The following is a 24,220-nucleotide window of genomic DNA, read 5'->3' on the forward strand; positions in this document are numbered from 1 at the left end:
TGCTTCAGTGAAGCGTCTGTCAGGAAATCGCTGAATCCGAGGCGTCTTTCTTTTTGTCAGACTCGAAATGCGTTTTGAACTGTTCATAGATAGAATCATGTTGCTCGCATCGCCCTGCAGCGGGCTGAGTTTACCTGCGCGCACCAGTTCAATAACCAGCTGTAGCGCCGCCTGTTTTGGGCTGCTGGAAGGATGAGCAATTTCATTCGACATAAAACATTCCTGTCATTAAGGGGAAATGGCAGAGTTTAGCCTAAACCCCAACAAAAACCGCGCCGGGACGAGCGCTTATTTGCCCGATTTTTTCAGCCAGGCCTGCATCCGATCAATTTCAGGCTGCTGCGCGGCGATAATCTGCTCAGCCAGCTTACGCATCTCTGGATCCTTGCCATATTGCAGTTCCGTTTTTGCCATCTCGATCGCGCCCTGATGATGCGCAATCATGCCCTGCGCAAAGGCGACGTCAGCATCCTTTGCCTCTAGTCCTTTCATCATATTTTCATGCATGGCGGTCATGCCCTGCTGATAGCTTTTTTGCGCTGGCGTCATCCCCTGATGATGGTGCATTTTATCAGCGGCCCCGGCGCCGAACGGTGCAACTAATAAGGTAAGAATGAGAGCAACGGGCAAGGTTTTCATTATTGATCCTCCAGTAAAATGACGATTATCCAGGCTACACCTTTCCCTTGGGGGAAGGTCAATAAGGAAAACGGCAAAATAAAACCCGTCTCGCTTAACGCCCGTTGACGGCAGCTGAAAATACGTTTGTGATTTAAAAATGATTATCTGTGAGGCAGGCGCCAAATAAATCCGAATCAGATAAATCTGTCTGTTTTTATCGCAGCTAAACAGAATAATAACGGTTCAGCACCGCGTGAAGGTCGCTTTATAAGAAGCAGGTATTCCCGATGAAATATTCTCTGGCAAATAATACGCTGTGGTTCGCCGTGGCTTTATTGATAACAGGCAGCGTCCAGGCAGAAACCGTAGCGGTAGCACTGTCGCAAGAGCAGGATGGCGGCGCGCAGGGCCGCGCCTGTATCTACGTTTACTAGGGACAGGCAGAATTTCGTCGCGTTAATGCGGGCGAAGCCTGCCAGCCCGAAATTATTATTAACGTCACCCCGCGCTAAGGTAAATTCACCTCGCCTTTTTAATCAAAGACATTATTAATAACGCTGGTCACTACCGCAGTGCTAAGCGCGATTAACACCAAATCGCGTCCGGCAATACGCCATTCGTAGCCAGGATAATGGGGTAATTCACGCAGCATCGGTTCCGGCACCGCTTTTTTAGCAATGCCCGGTGGCAAAGGTTTACCGCGTGCGATATTTTTGGCAATTCCGGGCGGCAAATCGGTATAGCCGGTCAGCCCGTGCGAAACCGCCAGCCGCCGTGCATCGCTGTAGCCCATATTAATATGAATATCGCCGCCTTCTGCCCGTCGCCCTTTGTCATGATGTTTGTCTTTGCCGTGGTTGCCGTGGCCTGGATTGCCGTGGCCTGGATTTCCATGACCGGGTTCGGCGTAAAGCGGCGCGCTCAGCAGCAAAACGGCGACGGCAAGCAGAGGTTTTAAGGTGACTGTATGCATGGTTTTCTCCAGCAATAAAGGTACGCTGCGATTATAGATACTATTTTCGCACATAAGCGTCTACCCGCTCACTGTCCGGCATTTATCAGGACCAGGCTAAGCTTCGGTAGATAAATCGCTAAACGACCTTATCGGCTATACTTACCGACCAAAGAAAAAAAAGACCTCAGAGCAAGGCGCGCGCAAAGGAGCGGAACATGTTGATTGGATTTGTACTTTTAGTGAGCGCCTGTGGCCACGACGCCTGTGATGCCCTGCCCGTTACCGAACATATTTATCCAACAAAGGCTGCATGTGAACATATGGCGGCACGCATTCAGCAGCGTCGTCCGAATGCCGTATTGCTTTGCGGTGAAGTTCATCGGTAAGCGTACGTAAAAATGGCTTTTTCTGCCGTATAGTCGATTGCTATCCGGCAGCAAAAAGGTCAAAATATGAGCTTTTTCCGCATTTATCAACATCGTTGTGAATCCCATGAAAAATCGTAAGCCCCGTCGTCCCAGCGGACGATGGATTTATTACATTCTGGAAGATAATATTCTCTGGCCCTGTCCGGTGCGTTGGGAGTGGGAAAGTAGCTACGGCGGCTGGCTGCCGTTCTATTTCTCGCCCTCGCTGGAATTTATCGCTGGCGATCCGTCCAAAGCCTGGCGCGTTCCGGGTTCTGGCAATCGAACCGTGCGGCGTCAGCGCTGGCAGGAAGCGGCCTGACCGCTGCGGTCAGCGCCGTGTGAAAGGCGTAATGAAAAGCCCGACCGTACCAGACGTGCCGGGAAAGCGTTTCCATACCACAAGGGGGAAAGCCATTGGAAAATGGCAAACTGAAGCGCACAACGCCACATCACTAGCGGTGCGCTGGTAATATAACACAATCTTAACTATTCACGTGTTAAGAAATTGCAAAGGATTCCCCTTAAAACCAGTCCTGACAGGCTTCTCAAGCTATCACGCTGAAATCCACCCTGCTCTCAGACAAACATATCAATAAGCTTATTTACTGTAGTTAAAAAATCTGGATCGATTCAGCAAAAAGGGCTTTCTGTCAGGTAGCAGTCTTTAGTTGCAGCGGTTACCTCTGTATTTAATTCGTCTGTGCTTCAACCGGTTAAATCCGTACTCGTCTCTGCGCCGCTTGCTTTCTGTAGCTCCTTTCTTTTTTCAACAGCAACTCGCTTAGTATTATTCAGTTTTCATCAATATCCCCGGCGGTTAAGGTAAGCGCATCAGCAATCATCTGCTTATCTGAGGAGCGGTTATGTCATTTTCACCAGAAACACATGCGATCTCGCGCAATCCGGCCAGCGGTGAAATCCTCTCCGCTCAGCCTTACATTAACGATCAACAGATCGATGCGGCTATTGCCGCCAACCATCAGGCTTTCCTCGCCTGGCGTCAGCAGCCGCTCAAGCTGCGGGCAGAAAAGCTACGCGCTCTGGCTGCGGCGATTCGGGCGCGCAGCGAAGAGATGGCGCAGATGATCACCGCCGAAATGGGCAAACCCATTCTTCAGGCGCGCGGCGAAGTGGAAAAATCCGCCAGCCTTTGCGACTGGTATGCCGAGCATGGTCCGGCGATGCTGGCAACCGAACCAACGCAGGTGGAGAACAATCAGGCCGTCATTGAGTATCGCCCGCTTGGGCCGGTGCTGGCGGTTATGCCGTGGAATTTCCCGCTGTGGCAGGTGCTGCGCGGCGCGGTGCCGATTTTGCTGGCGGGCAACAGCTATCTGCTGAAGCATGCGCCAAACGTGATGGGCTGCGCGATGCTGACAGAAGCGCTGTTTCGCGATGCCGGTTTGCCTGCCCATCTGTTCAGCGTTATTAATGCCGATAATGCTGGCGTCAGCCAGGCGATTAACGATGCGCGTATTGCGGCGGTCACGGTTACCGGCAGCGTGCGCGCCGGATCGGCCATTGGCGCTCAGGCAGGCGCAGCGCTGAAAAAATGCGTGCTGGAGCTGGGCGGTTCCGATCCCTTTATTGTGTTAAAGGATGCCGATCTGGATGCGGCGGTGCAGGCCGCCGTCGCCGGACGCTACCAGAATACCGGACAGGTTTGCGCCGCCGCGAAGCGCTTTATTATCGAGCGTGACATTGCCGATGCCTTCAGCGAGAAATTTGTCGCCGCGGTGCGTCAGCTGAAGATGGGCGATCCGCGCGTGGAGGAGAACTATATCGGTCCAATGGCGCGTTACGATTTGCGTGATGAGCTGCATCAGCAGGTAACGGCAACGCTGGCGGAAGGCGCCACGCTGCTGGCCGGCGGCGAAAAGCAGGCGGGCGCAGGCAACTACTATCTGCCCACCGTCCTGAGTAACGTCACGCCTGCGATGACGGCTTTCCGTCAGGAGATGTTCGGGCCGGTAGCGACCATTACCGTGGCCGATAACGCCGAACACGCGCTGACGCTGGCTAACGACAGCGAATTTGGTCTGATGGCGACCATTTATACCGCCGATGACGCGCTGGCGGCCGATATGGCGGCCCGCCTGGAGTGCGGCGGCGTCTTTATCAACGGCTACAGCGCCAGCGATGCGCGCGTTGCCTTCGGCGGCGTGAAAAAGAGCGGCTTTGGCCGCGAGCTGTCGCACTTTGGCCTGCATGAATTCTGTAACGTGCAGACCGTCTGGCGCAACCGCCGTTAATTGCTTTTCGCGCCCGCTGTAGCGGAGTCGGGATATTCTGAAAGCCGGTGAAATCACCGGCTTTATTTATTTCAGATGACTGGCAAGCGCCGTTATCCCTGTTAACCTTACGTCTTGCCCCGCCGACTACGCACTGGCTGGCGGGGAATCGATCTTTATCTGAAGGAGAACGCGGTGGCGGTAAAATTGGTTGCGGTGGATATGGACGGAACCTTTCTGGATTCCGGCAAAAGTTATAATAAGGCGCGCTTTTTGCGTCAGTATGCCCAGCTAAAAGAACGCGGCATTCGTTTTGTTGTGGCCAGCGGCAATCAGTATTATCAACTGCAAAGTTATTTTCCCGACATCGCCGATGAGATCGCGTTTGTTGCGGAAAATGGCGCTTATATCAGTGACCGTAATGAAGAAGTATTCTGCGGCGAACTCAGCGCGGAAAACGTGCGGCGGGTGCTGTCGATTCTGGCGGAAGAGCCGGAAATTAGCACCGTGGTCTGCGGCAAACGCAGCGCTTATATCCCGCCATCGATGTCGGACGAAGTGGTGGCGCTGCTGTCAAACCATTACCGTCGTCTGGAAAAACATGACGACCTTAATCATATCGACGATACCATTTTTAAATTTTCCCTTAACCTGCCGCATGAAGGTGTTATGCCGCTGATTGAGCGGCTGACCAAAGCGCTTAACGCGGCCGGTAATATCGTGCAGCCGGTCTCTAGCGGCTTCGGCTTTGTCGATTTAATTATTCCCGGCCTGCATAAGGCGCACGGCGTCGGCTTGCTACAGCAGCGCTGGGGCATTGATGATTGTGAAGTGGTCGCCATCGGCGATAGCGGTAATGATATTGAGATGCTGCGCCAGGCGGGCTACAGCTTTGCAATGGCCAACGCCACGGAAGCGGTATCGGCAGCGGCGCGCTATCGCACCGAGAATAATGATGACGAAGGCGCGCTGAACGTCATTGCCCGCCTGCTATCAAAAGAATATCCCTTCGGCTAAACGCTTCTCCTTCGACGGCAGCCTGCGCTGCCGTCGCTTTGCCTGTTCCACTACGCGGCTGAGATCAGGCAATATAACGTCCTGCTTAAATCACGGCCACGCCGCCGGTCACGGCGACGGTGGAGCCTGAAATATAGCTGGCCTCGTCGCTGGCAAGCATCACATAAGCTGGCGCCAGCTCTGCCGGTTGTCCGACGCGCTGAAGCGGTACTTCGCTGCCCAGATTTTTTACCTGTTCCGCAGGCATGGTCGATGGGATCAGCGGCGTCCAGATTGGGCCGGGCGCGACAACGTTCGAACGAATCCCTTTTTCCGCCAGCAGCGCGGCCAGGCCGCCGGAAAAGTTAACGATCGCCGCCTTGGTCGCTGAATACGCCAGCAACTTAGGTTTCGGCTGGTCGGCATTAATGGAGGCGGTGCTGATAATCGCCGATCCGGCGGGCATATGGGGAACCGCCGCTTTGCACAGATAAAACATGCCATAAATATTGGTTTTCATGGTGCGATCAAACTCTTCGTCACTGATTTCATCCAGCGACTCGCGGGTCATTTGAAACGCAGCATTATTCACCAGAATATCGATCTGGCCGAAATTGCTGACCGCCTGCTGAATAATATGACGGCAGTGTTCCGCCTCGCTAATATCACCCGGCACCAGAACGGCTTTCTGCCCCGCTTCCTCAATCAGGCGCGCGGTATCTTTAGCATCCTCATGTTCATCCAGATAGGAGATCAGCACATCGGCACCTTCACGTGCATAGGCGATCGCCACGGCGCGACCGATACCGGAATCGCCGCCGGTAATAATCGCTTTTTTGCCTGCCAGACGGCCTGAACCTTTGTAGCTGGTTTCCCCATGATCCGGCGCGGGCTGCATATCAAAAATGGTTCCCGGCACGTCCTGTTGCTGTTCTGGCTGCGGTGGTTGTGGTCGACTGGTCATAATAAAACGGTCTCCTTTCAGGTGAATGGCCGCCTGGCCATCATGACTATCTTATTATTCAGTCAAGACAGTGGATAAACGGCATTGACTGAATAATCGAATACCGTTTCAGTATAGTTGACTGACTCATTTTGCAAGCGCAGCGGTAACGCCGCCTGCCCTGTTCCAGCAGCCTGTGGCCCTGTTTTATCAGGTTTAATGGATGTTATTTTCGCGCAATGGTTTGGCTAAAAAAATAAATAAATGGCGTAATTTAAAAGCCCGGAAATAACTATTTCCGCAGGCTTTTCTCTGTTGCGTTATTAATATTAATCCACGCGCTTATTGATAAACCGGCAATAAACTCAGACGGCTGAAGGTACGCTGAATATCCTCCAGTTCAACGCCGCGTGTTAACCTCGGCAGCGGGCTGTGCGCGGTCAGAAACAGCCGACACTGACGATCGTACAGCACGTCAATCACGTTAATAAAGCGCTGCTGAACGGCGGGCGATACGCGGGCCAGCTCAGGAACCTCTTCAATCAGCCATTGCGGATAACGATCGCAGAGCTGCAAATAATCCATTACCGCCGTCGGCGCTTCGCACAGCGCACTGAAAGAGAAATGCAAAAAATCCTGCGCTGGCGACAGCGTCTGAAGCGTGCGGTAGCCGACCTGTAGCGCCAGCGGCGCTGGCGCAGACTGCGGCAAACCCAGCCGTTGCCGCAGCGCCTGGTCGCCGTTCAACAGCAGCCCGCCGGTGCTGAACGGTCCATGTTCTTCATGACTGAGCGTGCGGTAATCCTTCTCACCCGCCAGCGCAATCACCTCCATTTGCTGTCGGATAAGCGCGATAGAGGAAACAAAACGCTGATGGTAAAGGGGATTCGCCAGCAGGTCTTCCGGCGGATGGTTGGAGGTCGCGATCAGCAGAACACCGCGCTGAAACAGTAGCTCCAGCAGCGGTTTGATCAGCATCGCATCGCCAATATCGTGCAGGTGGAACTCATCAAAACAGAGCAGCTGACAATCACCGATGGCGGTCAGGATAGCCTGATTAACGCTGCCGCCACGCGCAATAAGCTGATGCAGCTCGCGAAAAAAGGCGTGAAAATGCACCCGTTTTTTCTTTGCCAGCGGCGCCCAGTGGAAAAACGCATCGGCAATAAAGGATTTACCGCGCCCCGGTTCACCCCAGATATAAAGCCCGCAATACGTTTTTTTCTGACCGGAAGAGGTAAGCCACGGCGCGGAAACCGCCTCCAGACGGGTGATAAGCCGCTGTTGATGGTGATCCAGCGTGATACCTTTCTTCTGCGCCAGCTGTGCCATGGCGTGCTGGAAAAGAACGCTATCCTGCCGTAATGCTTCAGTCATCTCGCTGTCCTGGTGAGTTTTATCGGCCGGACATCATAACCAGGGCTACGCGTAATATCAGCAACAAGCCGTGCTGCCTGCGCGATCCCTGTCGACCGGACAGGATGACATCTTGCCGCCACGGCGACCATGAGCGCCAGCACATTAATTATCCCAACGCGAAAACATTCGAACGGGCGATGTGAATAAGAAAACAGAATTTGCCAGAACGTTAAAGATAAGACCATTCCAAATTTTTAACTTATATATCAAAATATTAAGTCCGAGACATTCATTCAACCGTTAAAACGTTGCGTTGACAGGCCGGGAAAAGTTTTTACAACAAATGCTGTGTATATATACAGTTAATCGGAATGGTATTTGCTCTTTTTATGTAACGTTAAGGAACAACGTATGACGGACAGAACGCTCTCTTCACTTCCCCTTTCCCGTGGACGAATTGATTTTGAAAACTGGTCGAAAGAAGTGACCGGTAATAATATTCTCACCTGCACGCCCCGCAGCGGCGATGAATTAGGCTCGCCAACACAGCGCCGACATTCCATTGCCAGCCGCGACGGCCGCGCTTATTGCCCGCTAATCTGCCCCGCCAGCGTCGCCTGCGCCGTTAAATCGACCATGAAGCAGATTAAAATAGCGTCACGGCTGGCACTGATCGCAGGCAAAGGCTGCGTATCGCTTACCGCATCGCCCTTTTGCAGCCGTTCGCCGCCGATTTCCACTTCCCCTTCCGCGACGTAAAGCCACTGCGCCATGCCAGCCTGGAAAGGCGCCTCGGTTGTGGTTTGTGCTGCCAGCTGAATATCATAAACCCGTATATTTTGCCGCAGCACCAGCGGCGCTTCTTGCTCCGGACCAGCCAGCAGCGTCCACACTCCTGTGCTGATCCCTTCAGGCCGCGCCATAAACTGCACGAGTCCTTCTTTGTCCGCTTCATCAGGACGAATAAAAATCTGCAGCGTTTCCGCGTTAATGACTGGCGTTGACTCTTCATGCCGCACGCCTCGTCCGGCATTAATTAACATGACATTTTTGGCGGAAACTGGCGTTCTTTCGCCCTGCTCATTTTCATGCATCATTGAACCACGCCAGACATAATGCAGGATTTCATCATTCACATGCTGGTGCATGGCAATATGCGCGCCGCTCTCAATCTGCATATGATCGATGATAGCCAGCGGTCCAAACGCACTTTGCTGCGCGGTAGGATCGATGTCGCCAGGGCGCATACGACGAATAGTAAAAGGGCCATATTCAAATAACTGTGTCGGGCTGGAACGCATGATATTCATTACTTCTTCCCCACATAACTGGACGGCTGACTAAAAAAAAGCGCCTGAAGGCGCTCTTTTATCGTGGTGCGCGGTTATTTCACCAGCTCGGCGGTCATATGCACGCCATTATTAAAGTTGGCTTCGGTAATTTTGTAGGTTGCGCCCTGCGCCTGTGCCTGAGCGGCGATTTTTGCTTCTGCGCCATCCAGCGTTAACGCCGTTGCGGTAATGGTGGCGGCAAAGCTGCCGAAGGAAAGCGTAGAAAGTGCGATTATTGCAGCAAAAGTTTTGATTGATTTCATGATGGTAAGCCTCAGTTATTTTTAATTAAGTGAGGCATTCCGCCTCGATGCGATAGAGAATAGGCGGATACTGTCGCAATAAAAAGCGGAAGGTTTTGCTGTTTTCTTTCATAAAATTTGAACAAAAAATAAATGGCTCTGCGCGTTTTTACCGCTGCACTTACTGCGTCTGGCTACGTAACGCTTTTTCGGCGCAGGCTTTTTAGGGGCACCTTTTTGCCGCAAAACGAATTTTAAATTTTTCATACACATTACCGGCCAACATAAATTAATGCCGACAGAAAAAAAACGCATAGCCAACATTTGCTGGAATAAAACGGCAGATATTTTTATAAGGCATATCTATTCAGCAGGTTAATTTTTCTTTTCGTCTTTTATTCATTCTCTTTCCGGCACTGTCACCGTATCGCTTACCACGCCAAATATACAAATAAAATTAACCATTTTAGTAACAGGAAAATAAGGAAATTCCTAAGTTAATCCGTGCATACCCGCACATCTTGCGCAACGGAGAAGGTTACCTATACTTTAATTCATCATTCCCCCACGCAATGATTTAATAAAACAAATATAAACAAGCGTAACCGCCTTTAACTATTCCGGTTTAACACGCTAACCAGGCTCCTCCGTTTTTATTCTTACTTACAACAGCATGTCTTACCCATTGGTCATTCTTTTTATTGAATGACCTGCTGAAACCTGAGCAGCGGCTGCTGTTCCTGTTTTCTTTTTTCCTGAATTTAGCGAATGCGATTGCCATGGCTGTTTTTTAATTGGCAGTGCTGCAGGAGAAATAATGATGAATCCTTTTTCCTCATTTTGGCAGGCAGGCTACGAAGGTGCGGATCATATCAATCCGCACGGCGAACGGCTGGCAATGAACGAAACCAACGCGCATCTCACGCGAGTAAAAGAAGATTACGCCGCCCTGAAAAAATTTAATATTGCTACGGTGCGGGAAAGCATCGGCTGGCGCCTGACCGAGCGCAACGGAGAATATGATTTCTCCTCCCTCATCGCACGCCTGGAGGCGGCGCAGGAACAGGATATTCAAATTTGCTGGACGATTTGTCACTACGGCTGGCCCGAAGATCTCACGCTCTTTTCTGAGGACTTTATTCCGCGCTTTGCTGCCTTCTGTGCGGCGGTCGCCCGCTTTCTGGCACCTTATTCCAGCCAGCCGATCTATTCACCGATTAATGAAATCTCCTTTCTCAGCTGGGGCATCGCCGTTGGGCTGTTTCCCTGCGAAAACCTGCCGGAACACGATCCCGCCGACGCCTGTAAACGTCAGCTGGTAAAGGCGACGCTCGCCGCCTGCGATGCGATCTGGCAGGCGGACAGCCGGGCGCGCATTCTGCACTGCGATCCCATTATTCACCTGGTTGCTGCTGAAGATACGCCGGAAGCGCAGCAGACGGCGCAGGCGGTCGGCAATGCGCAATTTCAGGCCTGGGACATGCTCAGCGGCAGGCTGGCGCCGGAGTTAGGCGGCGCGCCGCGCTACCTCGATATTATCGGCGCGAATTACTACCACGATAACCAATGGGAATTTCCCACCATGGCGCGGCTGCACTGGCATTTAGGGGATCGCCGCCGTAAACCGCTGCATACCATGCTGGCAGAGCTTCAACAGCGCTATCAGCGCCCCATGCTGCTGTCGGAAACCAGCCATGTCGGCAGCGGCCGTGGCGCCTGGCTCACCGACGTTACCGGCCATATCGCTCAGGCGCAGCTTGAAGGCGTTGAGCTTTGCGGCGTCTGCCTCTATCCGATTATTGACCGGCCGCGCTGGGAAAACCTGATGGCCTGGCCGCACAGCGGACTCTGGGATCTCGATCTCGACGGCCCCGATCCTTTTCGTCGCTTAATCAACGTTCCTTACGCCACGGCGCTGCGCCAGGCACAACAGGCATTACAAAACTTTCAGTCGTTTATCGCTCCGACAGCGGAGAATAAGGAGAATGTTATGCAGCAGAAAACATTGATCGTATTTAGCCATTTGCGCTGGGGTTTTGTTTTTCAGCGTCCGCAGCATTTGCTGTCGCGCCTGGCGCAGCATTATCGCGTGCTGTTTATTGAAGAGCCAATCTACGATCCCGGCGCGCCCACGCTCCACTATTCACATCCCGCGCCAAATGTGACCGTTATTCAGCCGCATACGCCGGTCTCAGCGCCCGGCTTTCATGACGAGCAGATTGCCACGCTTCAGCTGCTGTTGGCGGAACTGGTGGATGAACAGGCGCAGCCGATCGTCTGGTTCTATACGCCGATGGCGCTGCCATTGCTGACGCCGTTTACGCCGTCCCTGGTAATTTATGACTGCATGGATGAGCTTTCCGCCTTTAATCAGGCGCCGCGCCAGCTTAAGCAGCGTGAATCGGCGCTGATGACGCGCGCCGACCTGGTCTTTACCGGCGGCTCCAGCCTGTATGAAGCGAAAAAGAACAAGCATCACGCCATTTACTGTTTCCCCAGCAGCGTGGACGCCGTCCATTTTGAACAGGCGCTGGACCGTAGCAATAATCATCCGCAGCAGCAGGCGCTGACCGGTCCGCGTCTTGGTTACTATGGCGTTATTGATGAGCGTCTTGATCTTAATCTAGTCGCGGCCCTGGCCGATGCGCACCCGGAATGGCAAATTATGATGGTCGGTCCGGTGGTCAAAATCGATCCCGCCACGCTGCCGCAGCGCGCCAATATTCACTGGATGGGTCAGCAGCCTTATGCGGCGCTGCCGCAGTTCCTCGCGGGCTGGGATGTCTGCCTGATGCCTTTTGCGCTCAACGCCTCAACGCAGTTTATCAGCCCGACCAAAGTGCTGGAGTATATGGCGGCGCAGCTGCCCGTCGTCAGCACCGCCATTACCGATGTGGCGCGCCACTATGCTGAACTGGTGAATATAGCCTGGAGCCCGGAAGAGTTTGTTCACGCCTGCGAGCGGGCGCTGGCGATGAACACGGCGGAACGCGAACTGATGGCGCAGCGCATGCAGGCGGTTGTCGCCGCGACATCCTGGGATGCGGCGGCGGAGCAGATGTACGCCCTGATGAAAAAAGGCGCCGCCGCCGAACGCGCGCCGCAGGCTGATGCCGTACCGCCGGTGATCGCCGATGAGGTTCAGCAAATTACCCGCCGCCTGAAACCGGCCACGGATCAGCACGCCGAAGTTCCCTGCCTGATTATCGGCGCGGGGCCGACCGGCCTGAGCGCCGGCTATCACTACGGCGAAGGGGCGCTGGTGCTGGAGAAAAACGCATCGGCGGGCGGCTGGTGCCGCTCCATCAACGATAAGGGTTTTACCTTCGATTACGCCGGACACATTATGTTTTCGCAGGATCCCTACGTGCTGAAAATGTATGAGATGCTGCTGGGCGATAACCTGCACTGGCAGATGCGCGAGGCCTGGGTTTATAACGAGGGCGTCTATACCCGCTATCCGTTCCAGGGATCGCTGTATGGCTTGCCTGCCGACGTGATTAAAGAGTGCATTTTGGGTGCCATTGAAGCGCGTTACGGCATCAGCGATGCAAACGCGGCTTCCAACGACAGTTTGCCGATCGCCCAGCGCCGCGACTGCTGCGCCGACGGCGCGGTGCCGGACGGCCCCGTTTACGCCGCGCAGGAAACGCCGGACCAGACAGAGAATTTCGAGCAGTTTATTTTCCGCACCTGGGGCCGGGGCATCGCTAAACATTTCGCCCTGCCCTACAACAAAAAGCTCTGGACGTTACCGCTAACCGAGATGGAAACCTCCTGGCTCGGCGGACGCGTACCGCTACCGGATCTGGCGCAGATTGTGGAAGGCGCGCTGGCGCCGCTGGAGAAACCAATGGGCCCGAACGCCCGCTTCGGCTATCCGCTGAAAGGCGGTTTTCAGGCGCTGATGCACGGCTTCCTGCCGCATCTGAAGTGCGACCTGCAAACCAACAGCGCACTGGCCGAGCTGCATCCTGAACAGCATATTGCGGTGCTGACCGACGGACGCCGCTATCGTTACGATCAGTTAGTCAGCACCATGCCGCTGCCGCAGCTGATTGCGATGATTGGCGACGAGGCGCCGCCAGAAATTCATGAGGCGGCGGCCAAACTGCGTCATGTTTCTATTCGCTGCGTCAATATCGGCGTCGGACGCGCCGATCTCACCGAGAAGCACTGGATTTACTATCCGGGCGACACGCTGTTTCACCGCATTTTCGTACAGGGCAACGCCAGCCCGTTCTGTAATCCGCCGGGCGGCTGCGGCCTGACCTTTGAAATCAGCTACTCACCGGATAAACCGTTGCCGGTAGATGGCGATGCGCTGACCGAACGCTGCATTCAGGAGTGTATCGCCGTAGGCATGATCAACGCCGACGATAAGATCCTGACCGCCAACCAGGTCGATATTCCTTACGCCTACGTGGTTTACGATCATGCGCGCAAAGCGAGCATTGCGCTGATCCGCGACTGGCTGCTCCAGCAGGATATTTTGCTGTCGGGGCGCTACAGCGAATGGGAATATTACAACTCTGACCACGCTTTCCTTGCCGGCAAACGCGCGGCGGAGTTTGTGAAAGCGCGGGCGGGCTCGCTGAAAACCCAGGAAACCCATTACTAACCTGTCCGGCATCGGGCGCTGCGCCCGATGCCCTCTTCACGCTTTTCTCTGCTGCCTCGCCATCCCATCTGGTCTACACTGGTTGACACCGGTCGGCGCCTTTCCGCGCCCATAATCATAACCATACCGGCAGAAATAATACGGTGAAGCAATGAAAATACGGTTTCTTTCCAGCAGTGAGCAGAAGCTGGACGAGGTGCGTAAAATCCTTGAGCCGGTTGGCGTAAAGGTTATTCCCGTCAGCTGTCGCATTGAAGAGATACAGACGGAAAATGAAGTAGAGCTGGTGCGCGACAAGCTGACCAAAGCCTTTTCGCTAATCGGACGGCCGCTGTTCGTTGAGCATACCGGCCTCTACCTGGATGGGCTGAACGGCCTGCCCGCTGGCCTGACGCGCATTTTCTGGCAGCGGCTGAATGCCGATCGCTTTACGGCGCTGGTACAGGCGCTGGACAGCCAGAGCGCCACGGCGAAAACGGTGCTGGGCTACTGTGACGGGCGTAAGATGTATCAGTTTTCCGGTGAGGTACGCGGCAAAATCATCACCCAGCCCGCTGGCCCGCGCGAGTTTTTATGGGATTGTATTTTTGTGCCGGAAGGCCATACGCAAACCTTCGCCGAAATGGGCGAGCTAAAAAATGAAATCTCTATGCGACGACTGGCGCTGGATCGTTTTGCCGCTTTTTTGAAAACCGCAAGGAGCCTGCCATGAAGCCGGAACTGAAACGCGCCTACGATGCCGGAAAGCTGATACTGTTTGCCGGAGCGGGCGTGTCGCGCAATCTGGGCCTGCCGGAGTGGCATGAGCTGATTGCGCACCTGGCGCAGGAGCTGGGTTACGATCCAAAAATCTTTAATACTTACGGCACCCATCTGTCGCTGGCGGAATATTACAAGCAGCGAAAGGGATCGCTGGGGCCGTTGCGCAGCTGGATGGATCGCGAATGGCACCGCCCCGACATCGATGTGCGCTCCTCCGAAATTCATACCATGATCACCCAGGGCCACTTTTCACGCATCTATACCACCAACTACGATCGCTGGCTGGAGATGGCACATGATGCGCATAAGGTGCCCTATTACAAAGTGGCGAACGCCGCCGATCTGGTATCGCTCAGCGAAAACCGGCGTCATATCATCAAGTTGCACGGCGACTTCGATGACGATACCTCGATTGTGCTGGACGAGAGCAGCTACTTTGAACGTCTCTATTTCGACTCCCCACTGGACATTAAGCTGACGCATGACGTGATGGGCAATTCGGTGCTGTTTGTCGGCTACAGCATCAGCGATTTTAATATTCGTCTGCTGTTTTATCGTCTGACCAAAATGTGGGGACGCACCGGCCTGGCTACGGCGCGCCCGACCTCCTACCTGTTCACCAACCGCAACAATCCGGTGGCGAAAGAGGTGCTGGGCCAGTGGGGCATTGAGATGATTGTGTCGGAGGAGGACGATCCGCGTAAGGCGCTGGGCGATTTCCTCGCCGAGCTGATCGCCTGAGACGGGCCGTCAGATTATACAAAGAATGCCCGACTTTTCTGGACGGCGAATTAGCCTGCTTTCAGGCAGGCTTTCTGCTTTAGCTTTTTTGCTTTCACGTGAATTTGCCTGACGCGCGCGTAATATTCCCTTGTTGATAAAAATAAAAAAGGCAGGCTTTCATGCCTGCCTTTTACGGTTATGTTCACGGTGACCGCTAATTAACGCCCTGCCCGCCCGCTTTTCTTACCTGACGGCCAGGCCCGACTGCCTGGGGTTATTATCAGAGGCGTATTGCCGCCACCAGCTCAGGATCGGCCTCGGCGCGCACCAGCACCGGAATTACGCTCAGCGGCGTTTCCATCGTCAGCCACTGTCCTCCCTGATATTGCGTACCGCAGCGCGCAATCCAGCGATTGCCAGCGGGCAGCCAGATTCGGCGCTCGTGCTGTCCGGCATGCAGCACCGGCGCCACCAGCAAATCCCGCCCCAGCAAATACTGGTCTTCCACCTGCCAGCTCTCAGGCTGTTGCGGATAGTGATAAAACAGCGGACGCATCACCGGATCGCCCGGCTGATGCGCCTCCTGCATTAGCCGCTCAATATAAGGCCGCAGGCGTTCACGCAGTAGCAGGCAGGCTTTCATCAACGCGTAATTTTCCTCGCCATAGCTCCAGACCTCGTTCGGCGAGCCGCTGTTGCACTGGGCGATGCCGTCGCGCCAGGCTTCCGGCGGCTGAATTTGCGGCTCGCGATAGCCGTGCAAACGCATGACCGGACAGAACACCGCCCACTGGAACCAGCGGATCAACAGTTCATGAAACGCAGGATCGTGGATATTGCCGCCCTGAAAGCCGCCAATATCGGTGGTCCACCAGGGAATGCCTGCCATCGCCATATTCAGACCGGCGGAAAACTGGTTGCGCAGCGCATGAAACGAGGAGTGAACGTCGCCCGACCAGGCCAGCACGCCGTAGCGCTGGCTGCCCGCCCAGGCGCAGCGCACCAGATTAACAATCTCCGTTTCCCCCTGCTGGCGTAGTCCACCCCAGAAGCCCTGAGCAAACTTTTGCGGATAGATATTCCCGACTTCCTGCACCGGCCCCAGATGATAGCGATAGTTATCGAAATCGTAGGCGCGATACTCCGGCTCCGCCTCATCCAGCCAGAAAGTGCGAATGCCAAGATCGTAATAGTTGCGCTTTACCTCCTGCCAGACAAACTCGCGCGCCGCCGGATGGGTGGCATCAAAAAAGGTGGTATTGCCGAGAAAATCGAGGTTAACCGAGACGCCGCGATCGCTGTTCACCAGCAGCCCCTGCGCTTTCATGCGCGGATAGTTGGCGCTGCGGCTCTCTACCGTCGGCCAGACCGAGACCATGGTTTCAATGCCCAGCGCTTTCAGCTCGCTGACCATCGCCGCCGGATCGGGCCAGTCAACGGGATCGAAGCACCAGTCGCCCTGATTCGGCCAGTGGAAAAAGTCGATGACGATCACCGACAGCGGCAGCTGGCGTCGCCGGTATTCGCGCGCCACCTCCAGCACTTCCTGCTGCGTGCGATAGCGCAGCTTGCACTGCCAGAAGCCGGTTGCGAAGGTCGGCATCGGCGGCGCGGTGCCAACGGCGCGGCCATATTGCCGCATGATTTGCGCCGGTGAATCGCCAGCGGTGATCCAGTAATCCATCTGGTCGGTCACCTGTGCCTGCCAGCGGGTGACATTTTTGCCAAAGGTCGCCTCGCCGATGGCCGGGTTATGCCATAGCAGGCCGTAACCGAGACTTGACACCATAAAGGGCACGCTGGCCTGAGAGTTACGCTGCGCCAGCTCCAGCGTGCAGCCTTTCAGATCCAGCCCCTCCTGCTGGTACTGCCCCATGCCGTAAATCTTCTCGTCGCGCCGCGACTCAAAGCGCACCGTCAGCTGATATTTGCCGCCGGGAATCGGGCGGAACTCGCGGCCATCAAGCTTCAGGGCGCTGATATATTTATCCTGACTTTTCTCCGTGGCGCCGATGCCGACCGTGGTGCGCTGCCGCCAGAACTCCTCCAGCAGCAGCTCGCCGTGCTGATTATAAAAGGCCAGCTGGCCGCGCTGATTCAGCGTGGCGGTGATATTGCCGTTGCGCAGGCTGAGCGTCTCGTTTGCTTCGGAAATCTCTACCGGCAGCGGCTCGGTCGGCAGCAGCGCCCAGTCGGTATCCATGATTTGCGGCTGACAGCTGGCGCGCACCCGCAGGCTGTTTTCGCCCCAGGGCTCGACGATCAGCGTTTGCCGGTCAAACTGCCAGATAAGACGCTGCGATTCTGCACGTAATAAACTCATGACAACTCCTGTGGCTGTAAAGCGGTCGGGCCGGCAGCGGTCTGTGCCGCCACGGTTTTATGTTGGTTAATCTGGCGCATGGTGTCGTCGCTCAGGCGATACCAGCGCATGGTCAGCGCGCTGAGCAGCGAGAGGACGCCGGGGATCACGGAGAAGAGCGCGATAATCGCCAGCATGGCGGCAGGATTTTGCTGCGGCGCCTGGGCCACGTAGCCGCTCAGCCCCAGCGTCCAGCCGACAATAGCCCCGCTCACCGCCATGCCCATTTTCAGCACCGCCAGCAGCGTGGAGAAAATGGTGCCGTCCATACGTTTCCCCTGACGATATTCGCCGTAATCCACTACGTCAGACATCATCACCCACATCAGCGTGGTGGTGACCTGGTAGAAGCTGGAGACAATAAAGGTCATCGCCACCAGCAGCGACAGCGTGGCGGGCAGGAACAGAATCGAGATGCTGAGCAGGCCGCAGACGACGGCGCTGAAGGTAAAGGCTTTCAGTTTGCTGTGACGGCGCGTCATCCACTTAGCCAGCCCGCTGCCGACGCTTTTGCCGACGATATGCGCCGCCAGCAGCCACATAAACAGCGCGGCATCGCCCAGATAATAGGTGACGTAGTACATCATCGCGCCCAGACGCACCACGCCAAAGGCGATATTAAAGAACACCAGCAGCGCGACGATGCGCCACTGATCGTTGCGCAGCAGATCGCGCAGGTCGGCGCGGAAATTCTCATGGGTGCCTTTAACAGTGACGCGCTCGCGGGTATTGAAAAAGCAGAGCAGAAACATGATCGCCGCCAGGCTGGCCATTACCGCCATCGCGCTAAAATAGCCGTCCAGCTTGTTGCCGCCGCCCAGCCACTCCGCCAGCGGGATCATCAGGAAGGTGGACATCGCGCCGCCGAGGGTCGCCAGGAAAAAGCGGTAGGATTGCAAAGAGATACGCTGCGTATCATCGGCGGTAATAATCGCGCCCATGGAGCAGTAAGGGATATTGATGGCGGTATAGAGCAGCATCATCAGGCAGTAGGTCACGCTGGCGTAAACCATTTTGCCGGTCAGCGACAGCGACTCCGGCACCGCATAAATCAGCAGGCAGCTAATGCCGAACGGCACCGCCAGCCAGAGCAGCCAGGGACGAAATTTGCCCCAGCGCGTGTGGGTGCGATCGGCAATCAGCCCCATCGCCGGATCGACAATGGCATCGGCAATGCGCGCCAGCAGGAATAGCGTGCCGACAAAGACCGCCGGTAAGCCGACGACGTCGGTGTAATAGAAGGTCAGGAAAATAATCACATTCTCCAGACCGATGTGGCTTGCCATATCGCCCAGGCCGTAGCTGACTTTTTCTTTAACTGACAGAGTTGCACGCATCTTGGTCCACCTTGCTCGTGTGAAAAGGGCACCATCCGTGGCTCAGACGATCAGTTATAAGAAGCGGGCCTGGGCGTCACAATTGCGGGATCTGATTCGATACTTATGTTTTTTTCTTTCTGTGATACGGGTAACGCGTTATTTCAGCGCCAGCCGTCGCGCCAGCCGGTGCAGATTACCCGCATCCATCTCCAGCCGCCGCGCGCAGGCGGCCCAGTTATTGTCGCTGGCCTGCAGCGCGCGCAAAATATACTGACGCTGGAAATCACGGGTGGCGTCCTGCAGATTTTGCTGCGGCAACGTCTCGGCGATCGGCATCACCTCCGCCACCTCGGCGCCGTTATCCAGCGAAAAATGGTGCGGCATCAGCAGAATATCGCCGTTGCGGGCATCCGCCTGCGCCACAATGGTGGCGCGATAAATAGCATGTTCCAGTTCGCGAATATTGCCCGGCCAGTGGTAATGGCTCAGCATATTGCTGGTCGCCGCGCTGAGCGCAATATGTTGCAGGCCGAACTTCAGCCGACATTTTTCGCAGAAGTAACCCGCCAGCAGGATGATATCCGCGCCGCGCTCGCGCAGTGCGGGCACCTGAAGCGGGAAAACGCTCAGGCGATGATAGAGATCGGCGCGGAAATTGCCGTCCGCCACTTCCTGACGCAGATCGCGGTTGGTCGCCGCCAGAATGCGCACATCGACTTTCAGATGACGATCCTCGCCGACGCGCTGTAAATCGCCATACTGCAAAACCCGCAGCAGCTTCGCCTGCAGCGCCAGCGGCAGCTCGCCAATCTCATCCAGGAACAGCGTGCCGTTATCGGCCATTTCGAACTTGCCGGTGCGATCGTGAACCGCGCCGGTAAAGGCCCCTTTCACATGCCCGAACAGCTCACTTTCCGCCACCGTTTCCGGCAGCGCGGCGCAGTTCAGGTAAATGAGCGGGCTGGCGGCGCGCGCCGACTGCTGATGCAGCGCCTGTGCCACCAGCTCTTTTCCGACGCCGGTTTCACCGGTAATCAGCACGTTCAGATCGGTGGGCGCCACCACCGTTATCTCTTTTTTCAGCTGCTGCATGGGCGCCGACTCGCCGATCATCTCGCTACTGTCGCCTCCGCTCTGGCGGGCATCGGGCGTAAAGGCGTAGCCCGGCTTTTCCAGCTGCTCCAGCAGCAGCGCATTATTCAGCGCGCTGCCGACCAGGCTGGCGACCACGCGCAGCTCTTCATCGCTGTATTCATCAAACTGGCTGGCGTTCATGCCGTCCAGCGTGAGCGCGCCGATCAGGTTCTGGCCGGAAAAAAGCGGCAGCCCGACGCAGGCGTGAACGTGCAGTTCGTGGCGGTCGGGGATCAGTCCGTCATAGGGATCGGGCAGATCGCTGTCGGCGGGAAAACGCACCACATCACCGGCGCGGGCAATCGCCTCCAGCCGCGGGTGCGCCTCGATTTTAAAGCGGCGGCCCATCACATCCGGCGCCAGGCCCGCCGTCGCCAGCGGCTTAAAGTGCTGCGCTTCGTAGCGCAGCAGCGCGGTCGCATCGCACTGCAACAGATGGTGAATGCTGCCGATCATGCGGTTAAAGCGGTCAGAGCGTGAAAGGCCGTTCTGGATCTCAACCGCCAGCGCGGCCAGACCCTCTACAGAAATGGTCATACTGTCTTTTCCACAATGTCATTGTCAAAAATACAATAGACCTCAGTTGTCATTTTAACAACCCTTAAAATTTAATCCCTTTAAAATCAATAAAATAATAGTTGGCACGCGGAATGCAATAGGAGGGTAACTTTATGAACCTGTTGAGGAACCAAGATGAGCATTCACGTTAAAAACAATATTACCTGGGTAGGCCAACGCGACTGGGAAGTACGTGATTTTCATGGTACCGAATATAAAACCTTAAAAGGCAGCAGCTACAACAGCTACCTGATCAAAGAAGAAAAGAACGTCCTGATCGATACCGTCGACCATAAATTCAGCCGCGAATTCGTATTGAATCTGCGCAAAGAGATCGACCTGGAGAAGATCGATTACATCATTATCAACCATGCGGAAGAAGATCATGCCGGCGCGCTGACCGAGCTGATGTCTTACATTCCCAATACACCGATTTACTGCACCGAAAACGCCATCGACTCGATTAACGGTCATCACCATCACCCGGAATGGAATTTCAACGTGGTGAAAACCGGCGACACGCTGGACATCGGCAACGGCAAAACACTGATCTTCGTGGAAACACCGATGCTGCACTGGCCGGACAGCATGATGACCTATATGACGGAAGATGCCGTGCTGTTCAGTAATGACGCCTTCGGCCAGCACTACTGTGACGAACATCTGTTTAACGACGAAGTGGATCAGACCGAGCTGTTCGAACAGTGCCAGCGCTACTACGCCAACATCCTGACGCCGTTCAGCCGTCTGGTTACGCCGAAAATCAATGAAATTCTTGGCTTCAACCTGCCGGTCAGCATGATCGCCACCTCGCACGGCGTGGTATGGCGCGATAACCCGACGCAGATTGTGGAGCTGTACCTGAAATGGGCGGCGGACTATCAGGAAGATCGCATCACCATCCTGTATGACACCATGTCCAACAACACCCGCATGATGGCTGACGCTATCGCGCAGGGCATCGCCGAAGTTGACCCGCGCGTGGCGGTGAAAATCTTTAACGTGTCGCGCAGCGACAAAAACGAAGTGCTGACTAACGTCTTCCGCTCAAAAGGCGTGCTGGTGGGTACCTCCACGATGAACAACGTGATGATGCCGAAAATCGCTGGTCTGGTCGAAGAGATGACCGGTCTGCGCTTCCGCAACAAGCACGCCAGCGCCTTCGGCTCACACGGTTGGAGCGGCGGCGCGGTGGATCGTCTCTCCACCCGTCTGCAGGACGCGGGCTTTGAGATGTCGCTCAGCCTGAAAGCGAAATGGCGTCCGGACGGGAAAGCGCTGGAAGCATGCCGCGAACATGGCCGCGCGATTGCCCGCCAGTGGGCACTCTCTCCGCTGCCGGTGAAAGCCGCCCAGCCGCAGGAAACTGCGCCGGCCGCCGCGCTGGAGGTCGTCGCTGACGCCGCGCCGAAAAGCACCTGTGATACCGCCGTCGATGCCGGTCAGAAAATGATCTGCAGCGTCTGCCTGTGGGTTTATGACCCGGCAACTGGCGAAGATTCTCAGGATGTGGCGCCGGGTACGGCCTGGTCAGATGTGCCAGAAGATTTCCTCTGCCCCGAATGCGGCATGGGGAAAGACGTTTTCGACCCGTACGAGGGCTAATCCTATGTCATCAGATATTGTGATTATCGGTTCCGGCTTTGCCGCCCGACAGCTGATTAAGAACCTGCGTCAGCAGAATAAAGAGGTTGCTATCCGCCTGATCGCGGCGGATAGCTGTGACGAATACCATAAACCGGAGCTGAGCCACGTCTTTTCGCTGGGCCAGCGGGCCGACGATTTAACCCGTGTGACCGCCGCCGACTACGCGGAAAAAAATAACGTCATGCTGCATCCGCATACGCGGGTGACCCGAATCGACGCCGCCAGCCACCGTATTGAAACCACGGCGGGCGACTTTGCCTTTGGCAAGTTAGTGCTGGCTACCGGCGCCGAAGCGCTGGTGCCGCCGGTCAGCGGCAGCGAGCTGATGTATACCCTGAACAGCCAGCAGGAATATCGCCAGTGCGAAGAAAACCTGCGCGACGCAAAACGCGTGCTACTGATTGGCGGCGGCCTGATCGGCACCGAACTGGCGATGGATCTTAACCGCGCCGGTAAACAGGTTACTCTGCTCGACCGCAGCGGCGGCCTGCTTTCCGCGCTGATGCCGCCGGAAATCAGCGCCCGTCTGCAAAACTGTCTGCTGAAAGCGGGCGTAGAGATGCGCTTTAACTGCGAACTGGCTTCGCTGGCGCGTCATCACGATACGTTGGTTGCGACCCTGAACAACGGCCAGCAGATCACCTGTGACGCGGCGGTATGCGCGATTGGCCTGCGCCCGAACGTGGCGCTGGCGCAGCAGGCTGGCCTGACCGTGCAGCGCGGCATCGTGGTGGACGATCGCCTGACCACCTCGCATCCCGACATTTTTGCGCTGGGCGACTGCGCAGAGATTCAGGGCAAGCTGATGCCGTATCTGCAACCGGCCCAGCTGGCAGCCATGACATTGGCGAAAAACCTGACCGGCAACAGCGCCAGCCTGATGCTGCCAGCGATGCTGGTGAAAATCAAAACGCCGGATCTGCCGCTGCATCTGGCGGGCAACGCAGGCGATCCCGATCTGAACTGGGAGATGCAGTTCAGCAAAGCGGGCATCGTGGCGAAAGGGCTGGACGCCGCCGGACAGCTAAAAGCGTTCGTGGTCAGTGAAGATCATATGAAGCAGGCGCTTCCCTTGCTGAAACAGTTAAGCCGTTAACAACGGAGTACAACATGACCGACCTGATTTGTTATCAAACGCTGCCGCTCTGGAATAGCGCGACGCTGCCGCCGGTTTGGCAGCAGCCCTACCGCACCGAGCCGGGAAGCTGGGCGCAGCCGAAACTCTATAAAGGGACGCTGGATCTGGCGCTGCTCACCGAACAGGGTGAAGTGGTGGAGACCTTAACCTTAACCGCAGCGTCAAAGCCGCCGCGCCTTGCGCCTCAGCAACTGCATCGCGTGTTAGCGTTCAGCCCGGACGTGGAGTGCCAGCTGGCGCTCTACTGCAAGCCGGAGGATTACTATCACCGTCGCTATCAGCTGACGCCAACGCATTCCGAAGTGGTGGAAGCCGCGAAAATTATACCGCCAGGACGGGTGCTGGATCTCGGCTGCGGCAATGGCCGCAACGTGCTTTATCTGCAGCAGAAAGGTTTTCAGGTGGAAGGCTGGGACAGAAACAGCGACAGTCTGAACAACCTTCAGCAGATTATTGATACCGAAGAGCTGGAAGGCATTCGCCTGAAGCAGTGCGATTTAAATCAGGTAACGATTGAGAAGCAGTACGATTTTATGCTTTCCACCGTGGTCATGATGTTTTTGCAGCCGGAAACCATTCCGGGGCTGATTGCACAGATGCAGAAATCGACCGCGCCGGGCGGCCACAATCTGATTGTGGCGGCGATGAGTACGCCAGATTACCCGTGTCCGATGCCGTTCCCGTTCACCTTTAGCCGCAGCGAGCTGCTCGGCTATTATGACGGCTGGGATATTCTGAAGTACAACGAGAACCCTGGCGCGCTGCATAAAACCGACGCGCAGGGCAACCGGATTAAACTGCGCTTCGCTACGCTGCTGGCGCGCAAGCCGGTTTAATTCCATCCGCTTCGTTCAATGCAACAAGCCCG

The 24,220-nt window shown here is 55.7% G+C and carries 20 protein-coding genes and 1 pseudogene; 11 read left to right on the top strand and 10 right to left on the bottom strand.

Annotated features, from left to right (window positions below):
* Positions 1 to 19: 19 nt before the first annotated feature.
* Positions 20 to 213, bottom strand: a pseudogene (locus P3C52_RS02090) (hypothetical protein).
* 75 nt (positions 214 to 288) lie between these two features.
* The gene (locus tag P3C52_RS02095; protein WP_275553576.1) at positions 289 to 639 is read right to left on the bottom strand and encodes a DUF305 domain-containing protein; all 351 of its coding nucleotides are present in this window, start codon (positions 637 to 639) and stop codon (positions 289 to 291) included.
* A gap of 269 nt (positions 640 to 908) precedes the next feature.
* On the opposite strand from P3C52_RS02095, the gene P3C52_RS02100 reads away from it, so the two are divergent.
* Complete coding sequence (locus P3C52_RS02100) at positions 909 to 1,055, top strand: hypothetical protein (RefSeq protein ID WP_275553577.1); 147 nt, start codon at positions 909 to 911, stop codon at positions 1,053 to 1,055.
* A 98-nt stretch (positions 1,056 to 1,153) separates the two neighbouring features.
* On the opposite strand, the gene P3C52_RS02105 is transcribed toward P3C52_RS02100, so the two are convergent.
* The gene (locus tag P3C52_RS02105; RefSeq protein WP_275553578.1) at positions 1,154 to 1,594 is read right to left on the bottom strand and encodes an anti-virulence regulator CigR family protein; all 441 of its coding nucleotides are present in this window, start codon (positions 1,592 to 1,594) and stop codon (positions 1,154 to 1,156) included.
* A 197-nt stretch (positions 1,595 to 1,791) separates the two neighbouring features.
* On the opposite strand from P3C52_RS02105, the gene P3C52_RS02110 reads away from it, so the two are divergent.
* From P3C52_RS02110 to P3C52_RS02125, 4 genes are all read left to right on the top strand, one after another.
* Positions 1,792 to 1,962 carry a hypothetical protein gene (locus tag P3C52_RS02110; protein ID WP_275553579.1) on the top strand — a complete coding sequence of 57 codons (171 nt, stop codon included), beginning with the start codon at positions 1,792 to 1,794 and terminating at the stop codon, positions 1,960 to 1,962.
* 106 nt (positions 1,963 to 2,068) lie between these two features.
* Positions 2,069 to 2,305: a hypothetical protein gene (locus P3C52_RS02115; protein WP_275553580.1), complete on the top strand. Its 237-nt coding sequence runs from the start codon at positions 2,069 to 2,071 to the stop codon at positions 2,303 to 2,305.
* A gap of 544 nt (positions 2,306 to 2,849) precedes the next feature.
* Positions 2,850 to 4,238, top strand: coding sequence for a succinate-semialdehyde dehydrogenase (gene sad / locus P3C52_RS02120; RefSeq protein WP_275553581.1), 1,389 nt, complete (start codon positions 2,850 to 2,852; stop codon positions 4,236 to 4,238).
* Between the two features lie 174 nt (positions 4,239 to 4,412).
* The gene (locus P3C52_RS02125; RefSeq protein WP_275553582.1) at positions 4,413 to 5,234 is read left to right on the top strand and encodes a Cof-type HAD-IIB family hydrolase; all 822 of its coding nucleotides are present in this window, start codon (positions 4,413 to 4,415) and stop codon (positions 5,232 to 5,234) included.
* 85 nt (positions 5,235 to 5,319) lie between these two features.
* Here the strand turns inward: P3C52_RS02125 and P3C52_RS02130 are convergent, their stop codons facing one another.
* The 4 genes from P3C52_RS02130 to P3C52_RS02145 form a co-directional block, all read right to left on the bottom strand.
* A complete protein-coding gene (locus P3C52_RS02130; RefSeq protein WP_275553583.1) occupies positions 5,320 to 6,177 on the bottom strand; it encodes a glucose 1-dehydrogenase in 858 nt (285 codons plus the stop codon).
* 321 nt (positions 6,178 to 6,498) lie between these two features.
* The gene (zapE, locus tag P3C52_RS02135) at positions 6,499 to 7,533 is read right to left on the bottom strand and encodes a cell division protein ZapE (RefSeq protein WP_275553584.1); all 1,035 of its coding nucleotides are present in this window, start codon (positions 7,531 to 7,533) and stop codon (positions 6,499 to 6,501) included.
* A 566-nt stretch (positions 7,534 to 8,099) separates the two neighbouring features.
* Positions 8,100 to 8,825, bottom strand: coding sequence for a pirin family protein (locus P3C52_RS02140; RefSeq protein ID WP_275553585.1), 726 nt, complete (start codon positions 8,823 to 8,825; stop codon positions 8,100 to 8,102).
* Between the two features lie 74 nt (positions 8,826 to 8,899).
* Entirely contained in the window at positions 8,900 to 9,109 is a 210-nt protein-coding gene (locus tag P3C52_RS02145; RefSeq protein ID WP_275553586.1) for a YdgH/BhsA/McbA-like domain containing protein, read from the bottom strand.
* A 799-nt stretch (positions 9,110 to 9,908) separates the two neighbouring features.
* On the opposite strand from P3C52_RS02145, the gene P3C52_RS02150 reads away from it, so the two are divergent.
* From P3C52_RS02150 to P3C52_RS02160, 3 genes are all read left to right on the top strand, one after another.
* Positions 9,909 to 13,709: an NAD(P)-binding protein gene (locus P3C52_RS02150; protein ID WP_275553767.1), complete on the top strand. Its 3,801-nt coding sequence runs from the start codon at positions 9,909 to 9,911 to the stop codon at positions 13,707 to 13,709.
* A 151-nt stretch (positions 13,710 to 13,860) separates the two neighbouring features.
* Positions 13,861 to 14,421: a non-canonical purine NTP pyrophosphatase gene (locus tag P3C52_RS02155; protein WP_275553587.1), complete on the top strand. Its 561-nt coding sequence runs from the start codon at positions 13,861 to 13,863 to the stop codon at positions 14,419 to 14,421.
* Positions 14,418 to 15,212 (top strand): SIR2 family protein, encoded by a 795-nt coding sequence (locus P3C52_RS02160; protein WP_275553588.1) that lies wholly within the window; start codon positions 14,418 to 14,420, stop codon positions 15,210 to 15,212. Before P3C52_RS02155 ends, P3C52_RS02160 begins: the two co-directional genes overlap by 4 nt.
* Positions 15,213 to 15,474: 262 nt before the next feature.
* Here P3C52_RS02160 and P3C52_RS02165 read toward each other — a convergent pair whose 3' ends face one another.
* From P3C52_RS02165 to norR, 3 genes are all read right to left on the bottom strand, one after another.
* Positions 15,475 to 17,517: a glycoside hydrolase family 31 protein gene (locus P3C52_RS02165; protein ID WP_275553589.1), complete on the bottom strand. Its 2,043-nt coding sequence runs from the start codon at positions 17,515 to 17,517 to the stop codon at positions 15,475 to 15,477.
* A complete protein-coding gene (locus P3C52_RS02170; protein WP_275553590.1) occupies positions 17,514 to 18,893 on the bottom strand; it encodes a glycoside-pentoside-hexuronide (GPH):cation symporter in 1,380 nt (459 codons plus the stop codon). The genes P3C52_RS02165 and P3C52_RS02170 overlap by 4 nt, the downstream gene beginning before the upstream one ends.
* 138 nt (positions 18,894 to 19,031) lie before the next feature.
* The gene (gene norR, locus P3C52_RS02175; RefSeq protein WP_275553591.1) at positions 19,032 to 20,546 is read right to left on the bottom strand and encodes a nitric oxide reductase transcriptional regulator NorR; all 1,515 of its coding nucleotides are present in this window, start codon (positions 20,544 to 20,546) and stop codon (positions 19,032 to 19,034) included.
* Between the two features lie 156 nt (positions 20,547 to 20,702).
* Between norR and norV the strand changes: the two genes are divergently transcribed.
* Genes norV through tehB form a run of 3 tightly spaced genes read left to right on the top strand, consistent with a single transcriptional unit; the run spans position 20,703 to position 24,188 of the window.
* A complete protein-coding gene (gene norV, locus P3C52_RS02180) occupies positions 20,703 to 22,172 on the top strand; it encodes an anaerobic nitric oxide reductase flavorubredoxin (RefSeq protein WP_275553592.1) in 1,470 nt (489 codons plus the stop codon).
* 4 nt (positions 22,173 to 22,176) lie between these two features.
* The gene (norW, locus tag P3C52_RS02185) at positions 22,177 to 23,310 is read left to right on the top strand and encodes an NADH:flavorubredoxin reductase NorW (protein ID WP_275553593.1); all 1,134 of its coding nucleotides are present in this window, start codon (positions 22,177 to 22,179) and stop codon (positions 23,308 to 23,310) included.
* 14 nt (positions 23,311 to 23,324) lie between these two features.
* A complete protein-coding gene (tehB, locus tag P3C52_RS02190; protein WP_275553594.1) occupies positions 23,325 to 24,188 on the top strand; it encodes an SAM-dependent methyltransferase TehB in 864 nt (287 codons plus the stop codon).
* Positions 24,189 to 24,220 lie beyond the last annotated feature (32 nt).

The sequence above is a fragment of the Mixta sp. Marseille-Q2659 genome (assembly GCF_940807255.1).
GTDB lineage: Bacteria > Pseudomonadota > Gammaproteobacteria > Enterobacterales > Enterobacteriaceae > Mixta.